This is a genomic window from Candidatus Enterovibrio altilux (assembly GCF_002381345.1).
In the GTDB taxonomy this organism is placed as follows: Bacteria; Pseudomonadota; Gammaproteobacteria; order Enterobacterales; family Vibrionaceae; genus Enterovibrio; species Enterovibrio altilux.
Genome location: NZ_CP020660.1, coordinates 375,820 through 388,720, shown reverse-complemented (window position 1 = coordinate 388,720; position 12,901 = coordinate 375,820). Strand labels below are relative to the sequence as shown.

At 34.5% G+C, this 12,901-nt stretch carries 13 protein-coding genes and 3 pseudogenes; 7 read left to right on the top strand and 9 right to left on the bottom strand.

What is annotated here, in order from left to right:
* Nucleotides 1–382: 382 nt before the first annotated feature.
* The 4 genes from BTN50_RS11960 to BTN50_RS01650 form a co-directional block, all read right to left on the bottom strand.
* On the bottom strand, nucleotides 383–571 hold the full coding sequence (locus BTN50_RS11960; protein WP_394336771.1) for a hypothetical protein: 189 nt from the start codon (nucleotides 569–571) through the stop codon (nucleotides 383–385).
* Between the two features lie 568 nt (nucleotides 572–1,139).
* Nucleotides 1,140–2,087, bottom strand: a complete 948-nt coding sequence (gene gshB / locus BTN50_RS01655; protein ID WP_096618793.1) for a glutathione synthase — start codon at nucleotides 2,085–2,087, stop codon at nucleotides 1,140–1,142.
* A gap of 362 nt (nucleotides 2,088–2,449) precedes the next feature.
* Nucleotides 2,450–2,605 carry a hypothetical protein gene (locus tag BTN50_RS09895; protein ID WP_161492893.1) on the bottom strand — a complete coding sequence of 52 codons (156 nt, stop codon included), beginning with the start codon at nucleotides 2,603–2,605 and terminating at the stop codon, nucleotides 2,450–2,452.
* Nucleotides 2,606–2,748: 143 nt separating this feature from the next.
* Nucleotides 2,749–2,844, bottom strand: a complete 96-nt coding sequence (locus tag BTN50_RS01650) for a hypothetical protein (RefSeq protein ID WP_096618792.1) — start codon at nucleotides 2,842–2,844, stop codon at nucleotides 2,749–2,751.
* A gap of 1,172 nt (nucleotides 2,845–4,016) precedes the next feature.
* Here BTN50_RS01650 and BTN50_RS01645 point away from each other — a divergent pair.
* Together BTN50_RS01645 and BTN50_RS10785 are read left to right on the top strand one after the other, a co-directional pair.
* Nucleotides 4,017–4,793: an MlaA family lipoprotein gene (locus tag BTN50_RS01645; RefSeq protein WP_096618791.1), complete on the top strand. Its 777-nt coding sequence runs from the start codon at nucleotides 4,017–4,019 to the stop codon at nucleotides 4,791–4,793.
* Between the two features lie 542 nt (nucleotides 4,794–5,335).
* A pseudogene (locus BTN50_RS10785) lies at nucleotides 5,336–6,120 on the top strand (IS5 family transposase); the annotation flags it as partial.
* Between the two features lie 138 nt (nucleotides 6,121–6,258).
* On the opposite strand, the gene BTN50_RS01640 reads toward BTN50_RS10785, so the two are convergent.
* On the bottom strand, nucleotides 6,259–6,525 hold the full coding sequence (locus tag BTN50_RS01640; RefSeq protein WP_096618790.1) for a hypothetical protein: 267 nt from the start codon (nucleotides 6,523–6,525) through the stop codon (nucleotides 6,259–6,261).
* A gap of 158 nt (nucleotides 6,526–6,683) precedes the next feature.
* A complete protein-coding gene (locus tag BTN50_RS09675; RefSeq protein WP_150137407.1) occupies nucleotides 6,684–6,938 on the bottom strand; it encodes a hypothetical protein in 255 nt (84 codons plus the stop codon).
* A gap of 532 nt (nucleotides 6,939–7,470) precedes the next feature.
* Between BTN50_RS09675 and BTN50_RS11955 the strand changes: the two are divergent.
* Nucleotides 7,471–7,635: pseudogene (locus BTN50_RS11955) on the top strand (transposase); the annotation flags it as partial.
* Between the two features lie 246 nt (nucleotides 7,636–7,881).
* Here BTN50_RS11955 and BTN50_RS01630 read toward each other — a convergent pair.
* Both BTN50_RS01630 and BTN50_RS01615 read right to left on the bottom strand, forming a co-directional pair.
* The gene (locus BTN50_RS01630) at nucleotides 7,882–8,370 is read right to left on the bottom strand and encodes an LlaJI family restriction endonuclease (RefSeq protein WP_096618788.1); all 489 of its coding nucleotides are present in this window, start codon (nucleotides 8,368–8,370) and stop codon (nucleotides 7,882–7,884) included.
* Nucleotides 8,371–9,653: 1,283 nt separating this feature from the next.
* Nucleotides 9,654–10,511 (bottom strand): 5-methylcytosine-specific restriction endonuclease subunit McrB, encoded by an 858-nt coding sequence (locus BTN50_RS01615; protein WP_151897946.1) that lies wholly within the window; start codon nucleotides 10,509–10,511, stop codon nucleotides 9,654–9,656.
* Nucleotides 10,512–10,806: 295 nt separating this feature from the next.
* Between BTN50_RS01615 and BTN50_RS10355 the strand changes: the two genes are divergently transcribed.
* The 4 genes and pseudogenes from BTN50_RS10355 to BTN50_RS10775 all read left to right on the top strand — a co-directional run.
* Complete coding sequence (locus tag BTN50_RS10355) at nucleotides 10,807–11,070, top strand: hypothetical protein (protein ID WP_190319755.1); 264 nt, start codon at nucleotides 10,807–10,809, stop codon at nucleotides 11,068–11,070.
* A 71-nt stretch (nucleotides 11,071–11,141) separates the two neighbouring features.
* The gene (gene dcm, locus BTN50_RS10780) at nucleotides 11,142–11,480 is read left to right on the top strand and encodes a DNA (cytosine-5-)-methyltransferase (RefSeq protein ID WP_150137403.1); all 339 of its coding nucleotides are present in this window, start codon (nucleotides 11,142–11,144) and stop codon (nucleotides 11,478–11,480) included.
* Nucleotides 11,477–11,575, top strand: a complete 99-nt coding sequence (locus BTN50_RS11950) for a DNA cytosine methyltransferase (RefSeq protein ID WP_150137410.1) — start codon at nucleotides 11,477–11,479, stop codon at nucleotides 11,573–11,575. Before dcm ends, BTN50_RS11950 begins: the two co-directional genes overlap by 4 nt.
* A gap of 345 nt (nucleotides 11,576–11,920) precedes the next feature.
* A pseudogene (locus tag BTN50_RS10775) lies at nucleotides 11,921–12,070 on the top strand (DNA cytosine methyltransferase); the annotation flags it as partial.
* Here the strand turns inward: BTN50_RS10775 and BTN50_RS01605 are convergent.
* Nucleotides 12,054–12,320: a hypothetical protein gene (locus BTN50_RS01605; RefSeq protein ID WP_150149082.1), complete on the bottom strand. Its 267-nt coding sequence runs from the start codon at nucleotides 12,318–12,320 to the stop codon at nucleotides 12,054–12,056. The pseudogene BTN50_RS10775 and the gene BTN50_RS01605 overlap by 17 nt on opposite strands.
* Between the last annotated feature and the right edge of the window lie 581 nt (nucleotides 12,321–12,901).

The following is a 12,901-nucleotide window of genomic DNA, read 5'->3' as shown; positions in this document are numbered from 1 at the left end:
GCTGGGTTGCGTATTCAGTAGGTTGATTGTAATTTCAAGGTAATACTTATGTTCAAGCAATGCACTAATGACCTTAAATTTTGTTTCTTAATGCGAGTTCAGATAGCAAATTTCAACATGAGGAACTATTTTTGCACGCTTGCTGCCGTTTTAGGCATACCTAGTTCTGTTGCCTTATGTAATGTTTTTATCGTAGCGTAGATTTCGCTAATCTAAGCGTTGTGCTCTCTTCGGCTAAATGTCCCTTCGTATAGTTTTTTGATTCAAACATTTCTGTTTTTCGTAGGGAACCTCTATGGTAACCATACTTCATTTCCCAGTGCTGATTTGAACTATATAAATGCTGGTAATGAATTGCTCAATTATGCGGATGACTTTGTTCCTAAAAAGTTGCTCCTTTTCTTTGTGGAATGATTGGAACCGCTCGTTTAATACGAATGGTCTCGTAACATTGTCTGGTGTCGTAAGCTTTATCGCCTGATGTTTCATTGAGTCTGCATCGAGTCTGTTTGAACACATTAGGTAGTACTGTACTATCAGTTATATTTGAGGCACTTAATTCAGCAGTAATGATTTCATACGTATTTATATCTACTACTAAATGTAGCTTGCGCCAGACTTGCTGTTTCCCATAAGTACTATGCTTTTATACTTGGCATTCGCCTGCACTGCAAATTTTTAGCTCCGTAAAATCAATGGCTAAGAGCGGATGGATGATTTAGTCTTCGCTTTGAACACGATGTTCACCATTTTGGTTCTCTTGCTAGCGCATGAATAGTAGGGGTCTGACAGCGGCAGTAAGCAAATTTAAAAACAGAGTTAATGAATCTTTGCAGACCTTTCCAACGCCTTAACAATCCTCGTTTAATCATAAAAGTCATCGTAGGAGCTAAGTCACTAAATAAAAGAGGTCTCCCATGATTATCCTTCTTAGTTTGATCCCACAGCGTTCAGTTAGCTGTTTAGAGCGTAGATTGATAATTTAGTTCCTTGATGGAGGAAGTAAAGTCATAATTTAGTCATTCCTGTTATCCATTTCACAGATAAGTATCATGGGCATATAGGCATTTATGTTTAGCATTAGTCGCAAGCAAAAAAAATAGATTTTAGCAGTCGTTGCTGCCCCAAAAATATAACGACTACTTTTGTAAACGTGCTTCAATTACATCCATCAGCTTACTGCTGATATTGATATTAAATGCTGCTTCAATTTCTCGAATGCAGGTTGGGCTTGTAACATTTATTTCTGTCAGCTTGTCGCCGATGATATCCAGCCCAACAAAAACTAAGCCTTTTTCTTTCAATGTGGGTGCTACAGCACGCGCAATCGTCCAGTCTGTGTGACTCAATGGACGTGCTTCCCCATGCCCTCCAGCTGCTAAGTTTCCGCGGGTTTCACCTTTCGCAGGAATGCGAGCAAGGCAATATGGCATAGGCTCACCATCAACAACTAGAATACGCTTGTCTCCATTGCTGATATCAGGCACGAAGGTTTGCACCATGCAGTAATTATGACCCAGTGCCGTTAGCGTTTCAATGATAACTGAGAGATTAGGATCTCCTTTCTTCACGCGAAAGATGGCTCCACCACCCATGCCATCAAGTGGTTTTAAGATCATATCACCATGCTTTTCGTGAAATAATCTGATTTGATCATTACGGCGCGTTACTAATGTTATGGGTGTATGTTCAGGGAACCAAGCAGTAAATAGTTTCTCGTTACAATCCCGCAAGCTCTGTGGTTTGTTAATGATCAGGCAACCTTCAATTTCTGCGCGCTCAAGAATGTAGGTAGCATAAATATATTCGGTATTAAACGGTGGGTCCTTACGCATCAATACAACATCAAGATCAGCTAATACAATTTCTTGCTCGTGCTTCACGTCAAACCACTTGTAAGGTTTTTGTGTCACACGGATGATTTTGGTGCGAGCCAAAGCTTTACCTTGCTCAAGTGACAGATCATTCATTTGCATGTAATGAATTTCCCAGTCGCGTGCTTGTGCTTCTAGCATTATGGCGAAAGAAGAATCTTTTTTGATATTGATGGTCTCAATTGGATCCATAACGATACCAAGTTTGAACATTTATTTGTCCTTATTATGATTTTGTTGCTTAACTTGAGTTCAGATAACGCATTTCAAAACAATTAACTATGAGATCATCACTTTCATTTTAGGTATATCTAGTCCTGTAGTCATGTCTTCATTAAGTTGAGTGTAATGTAAAAATAATATTCACGTTAATGAATGTTCCTATGTCTTGGTCATGCATTCCCGTTGATTTGGAATATCTGATCGTTTCTCTAATTGGGTCGTTTTAAGCGAGTATGGGGGGTGAATTCTCCTTTTGGATGCGTTGTGTGTAGAGTTTGCTAATAATGTGTTTATTTTTTGAAAGGATATCGTAGATAGGCTTTGCCTCATAATTTGAGTTCAGATAGCAAATCCTAATATGTCTCACTGTTAGACAACCACTTCGTTTTAGACATATCTAGCTCGGCCAGCTTCTTTAACATTTTTATCATGGCGTAGGTTTCATCAATTTGAGCATTGTGATTTCTGAGGCTCAATCTTCTTCCAAAAAATTTTTTAACTCGAAACATTGCTATTTCTGGTAGGGAACTGTTTATGGTAATAATATCTCGTTTTTAATGCTTATTTGAACTGTATAACTTCTGATATCTGATCGCTAAATGTAATTTACGCTAAACTTGTCGTTCTCACCAGTGCCATGTTTTTCTACTTTTTATTCGTCTTTACCGTAAATTTTCAACTTGGTGGAATTAATAACTAAGTGCGGGATGGTTTCTTTAGTCTTTATCGTGGGCGTGACGTTAACCATTTTTGTTCGCTTGCTAATGAATGAATAGTGAGAGCATGACAGCAGCAGTTAAGCAAATTTGAAAACAGAGTCGATGAATCATGCAAATTTTTTAAGGGTATTAAGATATATGTTTGATCATGAGAGCTATTGTAACGACTAAGCCACTAAATAAACGAGACTTTCATCACTTCAGCATGTCAATTAGCTACGATAGATGTTTTCTATCAGGAGCGCTCATGTTTCGAGTCAAAAGCTGCGTGTCGAGATATTGAACCTAAGGGATTAACAATGTCCAGATTCACAAAATTTACGCCATGATAAAAGCGTTAAGCAAGCTGAGCGGGTTAAGTATGCCTAACACAAAAACGAGCGTCTAATAGCTCATTATGTTGGGATTCTTTATTGGAACTAAAGTTATGGAACAAAGCTATGTGGATGAACAGAAGTCTTTTCTGGATAACAAAAAAATTAATTGCTATAGGATGCATGGAAATTTTGATTAAAGCAAGTATTGCTCATATATTTGATCATCATTGAAGAAAACATCCAATATACTTTCCAATCGTTTATTATATTTAAACATTAAAGGCAATGCATTACGAATTATTGGTACTTTGATTAAACGTGAATATTACCTTTACAACGTAATCCACTTATTCAGCATATGATTGTTACTGTTATTAATTTTTACATTTGCTCACGATTATTATCGGGTGGCTGGATGACGGAATTATACTACTAACCACATTAGGAATCTCTACATTATTAGATAGATTTCCATTATTTGATCGAAAATTAACATTTGCATGTTGGAAGTGTGTCAGCTAGATAGTACTCGAGATGAATGCATGCTGTTTGAAAACTTGAATTTTGCCGTCTCATCTGGTTATTTCGTATAAATTGAAGGTCCGAATGGCTCGGATAAAATCATTTTATTGTGTATTATCATAGGCTTGAAATCATCAGAGTCTGAAGATATTCTTTGGTTAGATATATAGCTCAAATTTTACCCTGATAGAACTATTATGGGAGGTGATGAATGAACAATCAAAAAACTATATTTACTATGACTCTTTCGACGATTACAGGGCCTTTGAAATCCAGAATAAATGAGCAGCTTCAGGCGCTCAAACTAGTATATTCAAGTTGTTTGTGCATAGATCAGTGTATTTTTTGGAACTAAAATAACAATGTGGAAAGACTTAATTTTTGTTTTTTGTTTAGCCGTAGGATTGAGCGGTTGTGCTCAGTCACCTGAGAAGTTAACTACTGACGATGAAACCAATGTAAAAATACGTTGGACACATACTAGCGATCCGTTTGAGGGGTTCAATCGTGCTATGTGGGTAATTAACTACGAGTACTTCGACCCGTATGTTGGACGGCCTCTGTCTGTGGCGTATGTAAATTATATGCCCAGTTGGACACGGACTGGCATCTCAAATTTTATTAGTAACCTCGAAGAGCCAGCAAGCATATTTAGTAGTTTGTTAATGTTTGAAAACAAAGATGCACTGGGGCACTTTAATCGTTTTTGGCTAAATACTATTTTTGGTGTGGCAGGTTTAATTGACATTGCTACCACTGTAAATATTCCAAAGTTAAGTGACAGACAATTTGGTGATGCGATGGGCTATTATAACATAGGTCAAGGCCCTTATATGATGGTTCCTGTATATGGTCCAATAACGGTGAGAGATGGAGTGGGAGCCGCGGTTGATATCCTTTACCCACCAATGTCTTTACTTACAATTACGCAGTCGATTATAAAGTGGACACTGGATGGAATGGAAAGCCGAGCTGTGTTGATTAAACAAGAAGAAATATTAAAAAATTCACCAGACTTATATGCATTGATTCGCGACGCATACTTGCAAAATAAAGCATTCAAAGCGCGTAATGGTGAAGTTCATGCTGATGAAGATGAAGATTTTGAAGCCTTCATGGATGAAATTGATGGTGATTAATCTCTTTCATATTTAAAATCTTCCTTAGATGTACTTATAATCATTGAAAGTACTTAATTTTGTAATGATGCAAAACAATGCTATAGAGAATGAAAATTACTATAATTAATTGTTTAAAAATAGATTCTGTATTCTATTCGTTGACTGTTGTACAAAGATTATACTCTAGTTCAATGAATGTACCTATTATTTTATCAAGTACTTACGTTAATTTCAAAATCAGATTACTTTTTATTGAGTCGTTTCAAGCAAGTGCATAGAGTTTGTCAATATTGTGTTTACTCTTGGGAAGAATATTATATACATTAAAATAATCAATACACTATAAAGCAATTTTTTAGCATGTATCAACGATTATAAAATACATTAAAATATTTTTTCCATCTAAGTTTTATGCAGACTAAAGTCAGTGAAATTTTTCCCTACTCACGAAAGGCTATGAGTCATTTATTTTATAGATGGACGACTTTGTTTCCTCGGTTAAGGAACTAAATTACTAATCAACACTCTAAACAGCTAAATTCACGTAAATATTCAGGCCTGTGAACAAGCTCCGCTACAAAATAACTAACCGAAAAAAGCGTAATCAATACTTAATCAATTGTGGCTCATTAATACTCTGGATTGATGAAGAAGCTATTCAGCTATGAAACCACACGAAACAAAGTAATCATAGGAAACCTCGTTTATTTAGCGACTGAGCCATGACGACGGTTTTCATGGTTAAATGCGTATTTTCAATGCTACTGAGCGGTCTGCAAGGATTAATTAATTCCGCTGTTAAACTTGATTAACTGTTGTCATTATACCCGTGCTATTCATGTATCAGTAAGCGAACCATAATGGTTAACGGCACGTTCAGGGTAAAGAATAAAGGAACTATCCAGCACTTAGCCATTGATTATACTGGACTCAAAGTCTACGGTGAAGGCGAATGGAGAGTAAAAAAGCATGGCACTGATGGAAACGGTGAGTCTGCAACAAGTTACATTTAGCGGTAGCTGTAAATATGTGTGAAACTATTGCTGCTCAATTCAGTGTATCAAATATGGATGACGGTGAAATGTTACCTAACTCATTCAAACAGCTCACTAAAAAATAAATGAATATGAGCCGATGGTGCTTATGACACCAGACAATGTGACGAAACTATTCGTATTAAGCGAGCGGTTCCACTTGTCCCACTAAGAAAAGGATAACTTTTGGGAAACGAGATTATCCGTGTGATTTAGTTGTCAGTTGCCAGAAACGTTTTCGATTAATGACAACATTGTTTTGAATCAAAAACTCTCTCAGAGAGACATTGAGCTTAGAAGAGCACAATGCTTAGATTAGCGAAATTTACGCTATGATACACGCGTTAAATAAACTTCTTGGACTAGGTATGTTTATGAAAGTAAACATTCAACAGTTAACTATGTTGAGAGTTGCTGTCTGAACACAAATTAAGAAATAAAACCGTCTATTAAACATAAATATCGAGTAATCCATTTTTTTTACTAGATGCTTCTGAGCCGTCTTCACTCAATAGTTCAAAAATGTCATTGACTTCTTGCTGTTCGGTTCGTTCTTTAATTTTGTCTTGTTTTTGGATATTGGCTACTTTTTGCAGTAAAGAGTTTGAACGTTTGGGGAACCAAGTTATCGTATGCCTCCACGATTTGTTATCTGATATTATCGACGATAAATTAAATAGCTTGAGTTTTTTTGAATAAAAGTTCAGTAGCATCATTTTTGTGTTTTTTGCTAATTCCGTACGAATAAAGATTATTTTTTAATTTTCAACGTATCATGAAGTTCGTTATCACGATATTATCATAATAATTTATTATTTTTATCGGCTTTGTTTCCTAATTTGAATGCAGATAGCAATTCCAAAATAATGAACTATTAGACGCTCGTTTTCGTGTTAGGCATACCTAAGCTGGTCTGCTTATTTAACGCTTGTATCGTAATGTAGGTTTCGATGATCTGAGTTGTCTGATTCCTTAGGTTTAATGTCGTTTCAGTAATTTTTTGACTCGAAACATTGTTGTCAATGATAGAAAACGTTGATGGTAACCATACCTCGTTTTTTAATGCTGATTGAACCGTATAACTTCTGGTAACTGACCACTGAATTACACGGATGACTTCGTTTCCCAACAGTGGCTCTTTTTTTTAGTGGGATGAGTGGGACCGCTCGTTGAATACGAACGATGTCGTAAGCACCATTGGCTGATATTTTATTTATTTTTCGGCGGGCTGTTTGAGCAAGTTAGCAGTATTTCACCATCAGTAATATTTGATGCACTTAACTTAGAAGTAATGATTGCATGCATATTTATAGCTACCGCTAAATGTAACTTGTTACTAGACTTGCCGTTTCCATCAGTGCTGTGCTTTTTTACTTTTTATTCGTCTACACTGTAGACTTTGAGTCCAGTATAATCAATGGCTAAGTATTGAATAATTCCTGCAGTCTTAGTCTTGAACGTGACGTTAATTGTTTGAGCTCACTTGTTAATGCATGAACAGTGAGGGCATTACAATGGCAGTTGAGCAAGTTTGAAAATAGTATTAATGAATTTTTGCAGACCTCTCAATGACATTGAAAATACGCATTTAGTTATGAAAGCCGTCGTAATGACTAAGTGGAGTAGATCAACAGAAAAGAGTCCTACATTATCGAAAGACCTTAATGAAATGGTCAGAACAAATACTTAATTACTTTAAAACTAACGTTTTAAACAATGGGAGAACCGAGGGATATAACTGCAAGGCAAAGTGGATTCAACGTTGTGCATATGGATTTAGGAGCTTCACAAATTACAGATTGAAGCTTCTCTATTATTATCGATAAGTCATTGTTTTAAGACTTATTTATGAGCGATATGGAGGTTCAAGTAAGACCTAACAAATACGCTCGTGTAAAATTTAGAATATGTAGTAGGATATCAATAACTTAAATCAATAGTGACTGAATTTGATCGAATTAAAATGACCCAGACTATTGATTTAAGCTGATTTGAAAGAGTAGTTCACCATTAAGCGAGGACATTCCATAGTTTCCTCCTCGGTTAAATTAATCTGAATTTCTTCTACTGGTTTAATAGATGAAGTCATGAATCAATTTTTGAATAGATGTCTCTTGAAGAATATTGTCTAGGTATGTGCTTGAATCATTTCTTAGATATGCTTTCATGAAGTCAACAATAGGAACCTCTAAGCACTCCACAACACCTAGTTCAGTATACTCTCTAGTTTTATTTTCCATATATACTTCTCCTATATGACAATATTCCTCTCCTGGAAATGCTAGAATATTTCTCAGTTTCAACTCAGTTTTTAGTGTTGCTGACCACCCATAGTAAAACTGTTTAACCAGATCAGACCAACCTGGAGTGCTCTTAATTTTAATATTGTAATACTTTACATCGATAACAATTAAAGTATCTTCTTTTCTAACTAAGGTATCTGGTATTTGTTCCATAAAGATTTTAGGCTTTTGTCTACTGATACCTTCTTTGTATCTATATCTTGGTTGTGGGAATAGCCCTTTAAGGGACTCATCTCCATTTATGATCGTGTTACAAATGTCCTTTTACAAGACATGGAATAAATATGTTCCATACGCATACTCAGATCTATTATTGGAAATATTCGTTAGAGACAAGTAATCAATTATTATTCTAAGTAAGTTTAATGTTCTTTCACAGAACACACTCCTTGTGAACTCCCTAAGCAACAGGATATCCTGCTTAATATCTTTCTCTTTCAAATTAAGGCTATGGACTTCTCTTGCAATAAAGTTCTCACTTAGTAGGAGCCAATGATGACTTCAATCGCAACTCGAAACTATTTTTTTATGAATTAACGCAACTCTACTATTTAATTGTTTTTGTACTACTGAGGTTTCATAGTTTAAGTAAATCGGTGATTCATTTGAATCTATTGGCAAGTGCTTATCAAGAGTTCTCTTCCAATTTATTTTTTCTGTTCCATTTTTTTATTCTTTTTAACTAAATCTTTAATCAAACCGTTATGAAGCCAGTCTTTAAGAATGTACAAGGCAAGATTAATTTTTTCACAATTGTTCCCATTCCAACTATACAGTTTGGAATTCTAAATCCCTTGTTTTTCCAGAAAATTTATTTAAAGTTTTTAGTATAAGAGTAATCTGCTCTACAAAACTGTTTTTTGCAAATCGTTTAGGCAATATAAGATACGTTTTATTAAGTTCTACAACTCCAGCAAACTGTATAGACTTACCATTTGAAGTCGTCATTCTATTGCTCAATAGATAGTTTTGAAGCTCTAAAGGAATATCTTCTCCTAGCTAATCTCCATCATTGTAGATCTCAAATTAACTACTCATCTTAAGCTGGGACCCCCATAGCTTTGTGCACATCTTTTGAAAAGATACAGCCTCCTTCTTTGAACTTTTCTTGAATATCAAAAAAAGGAAGTTATGTTTTCATCAAATATTAACTCACGACCAGACAATCTCAATACATCATCCCATAAGTACAATAACAGCTTTTTTGAGATAGAATCAATTGATTCAAATTCACCTTCTTTTAAGAAATAAGGTCCTATAAGTCTATCTTCAGGCATAAAAACAACTTTTTCTAAAACTTTATTAATACCGTTTGCAAAGTTCTTTCATGATATATCATGATCGTTATAAATGATTGTTATTTTTGAAATATCATCAGCTTTAAATTTAACAGGTCGATATAAAAAGTTCCATCGTCTCTTGAATGCGGAATCCATTGCTTGAACTCTTTGGTCTGAACTATTCATTGTTGCAACTAATGATAAATTCGAAGGAATAACTAACATGTTATCCTCTAAAGAAGCTGAGCAGTTTTCTTTCAGCTACTTCTCAAATGGTAAGCTTACTGATACTGGATATTCACTTCTACCTTCATTATTACGCTCAAGAAGTTGAAGAATTTCACCAAATATATTTGAGGTATCACCTCTATTAATTTTTTCAATCAATAAAGTAACTGGCTGGGTCGGTGTAATTGTTGACTTCTTTATTGCTAATGCAAATGGCCCTGGAATAAGGTCATACATCACCTTTGGTTTATCTTCTGAATAATCCATAGTTGGTCCTACTGATCCAACAAAGTCAGCGTTTGAATACTCACTATGAAACACCGTTTTAATTATATTTGAAAAATTATTTTTTAGATAATAACTCTTCCCTGTACCAGGAGCTTTATAAACGATAAGATTTTTTCTTTTACACTCGTCTGGCTTTCTGCAGAGGTAACAGATACATTGTGAGAGCTTTTTTTCTAATCTTAAAAGCTCAATTCCTCTTTGGTTTGCGTTTAAGAAATTACTTATTAGACTAAATGTCGCACCGTCTGCATGTGTTATTCCGGCAAGATTAAATAAAGCACTAGAAACAAGATCTGAACGATCTAAATATTTGTTAGCACGATGCCAACTTGGATCAGTTAAAAACTTTATAAAAATTTTTTTATCGTCGCTGCTAACCACCTTATCTATCTCACTCATATATTTTTCGACAGTAGATGGTTCAAGTTGCTTCTGTTTTGAAATTTTTGGTTCTTTATTGAATTGTTTAAAGATTTTATTGAATAGAACTTTATATTTTTCCATCTCTACGACATAAGAAAAGTAATAAGCTGCTATGTAAAACCATTGATGTGGAATAAACCTGAATTTATTGTTTTTTATAAAAAGAAACATACTGTCCACGTTTAAACTCTTCTCCACCCTTAACATAGTTTGCTTCATAATAGTCTATGAAATTATTTGGTACTTCAGACTCAGAACAAAGCATTGCGTCATTCCTCATCTTCTTAGAACATTAATCGAATAATTTTTCCAAATCCAATAAGCTCATAAAACTCCATTTATTAAATAGTTATGTTTTATATTCTACTAAAATATGAGTTTTTTAACGTTAGTAAAACTTGCTATTTTTATTATGTGATTTATCTGTGAAAATACTTTATGTAAAAAAAATTATTTTTATCTCGAGAGCAATTCAGTGGAATTTGAGCAATTATATAATAAAAAAACTGAGCTTGACCTTACACGCAAGGAATTCGCTGACTGGCTAGGACTTGGGAAAAAAGGACAAAAGTCTGTAAAGCAATGGGAAGAAGGTAAAGAAGAAATACCTCAAAAATATGCTAAAAGGTTAGTAACTTTCCCCTATATCCTCCTTATATGTTCCGTGGGAAAAACAAATTTAAAATTATGCACTTATTTGCAGGTATTGGTGGTATACGTCTTCCATTCCAAGAATTAGGTGGAAAGTGCATTTTACGTCTGCATGGGATAAGTTTGCTCAAAAGACATACAGAATAAATTACGGAGAACATGCAAGAGGGTGACATTACTCAAATTTCATCTTCATCTATCCCAGATCATGATTTACTTGTTGGTGGTTTCCCGTGTCAGCCATGTTCACAGGCTGGCCTTAAGAAAGGTTTCTCTGACACAAGAGATACCCTGTTTTTTAATGTACAACGAATTATCGTAGATAAGCGACCAAAAGCATGCTTACTAGAAAACGTGAAACAACTTAAAGGTCACAATAAAGGTAATACTCTTGAAACTATTATTAATACACTGGAAGGTAAAACATCTTTCACTAAGAAAGAACTTGATGAAATGAGCCTTACACCAGAAGCAAGAAGAGCTTTAAGTACAAACTGAACTATCATGTTGAAGTTAAAGTTGTTAGAGCTTATGACTATGGAGTCCCTCAAAACAAAGAACGTATTTATATTGTTGGATTTGATAAAGATTAAGCTCCACAGAACTTTGACTGTGATACTGAGTTCAACTGGCCAATACCAGTGAGAAAGAAAGCTAAAGTTGGTGATATTTTAGAAGATAACTCTACTGTTAATGAGAAGTACACATTCTTAGAGAAACTTTGGGCTGGTAACATGAAAAGAAAATAAAGACATAAAGAAAAAGGTAACGGTTTTGGATTTAGTCTATTTGATAAAGATTCAGATTATACAAGTACCATTAGTGCTAGATACTACAAAGATGGTAGTGAAATTCTAATTGATTAGTCTGATTTAGGTAAGAGACCGAGAAGACTAACTCCTAGAGAATGTTTAAGACTTCAAGGTTTTCCTGAGAACTTTATTATCCCTGTTTCTGACATGCAAGCTTACAAGCAATTTGGTAACTCTGTTGCTGTACCAGTAATAGAAGCAATCGCTAAGAAAATGTATAAGGTTATGAATAGAACATATGGAATAGGAACGACAACATCTAAAAAGCTTCAGTAACTATAATAAGGCTAGGAGATATTCTAGGTCTCTCCTCGCTTGCATTAAACCTTGTCTCTAAAATGTTTAAACTATTTTCGTTATTTTCAATCATTTTTTCAATAATCTTTCTCTTAATAACTATTCCAGTTTTGTCAGTATTATAGTTCCAACAATTAGGATACTTTTCCTTTAACCATTTTGAGAATGTTACACTAACTCCACTTTTTAACATTAAAATTGCAGCTGGATCTGATGTCCCATATTTCATTTTATTGTATAATTCTTTATTCAGTAAACTCATCTTTGACATTACTTCTATACGCTCTTCACCCTTAATGGTGGGTTGACCTCTTTAGTCAGTAAAATAAAGCAGACACGATTTTCAATTTGATACGATTTATTCACTAAAAAAATTGTATTAAAGGAGAAAACCGCGTTTGAAAAAAACGTCTGCCTTAAACCAGTAGGTTTCAGTATTTTGATCATTCCAGTTTATTTTTAGAGAAAAGTGGGAGATAGAAGGCTGCATTTGTTGTGTTTGTACTTTGGTTAAAATGGGTTTTGATGCCTAATTTTCCCTATCCTTTCATTGGGTATAGTATTATCATTCTTTCACTTGCGATGTAGTTATTTAGAGATGTTTCTCGAAAAAATTTTCTTTTCATGAAATAAATTCGTCTTACTTCAACCTCTTTAAAAAGTCGAAGTTTACGGTTTGTAGAGAATTTGTCTTCACTTAATGACATTCTAGACTATTATAATTTAAATACTAATTAGTAAACAAGGCAGTTCTTTACGCAGGAAGCCGAAATAATTAGATCTATAGTAGAAGAAAGTAGAAAAACAGCT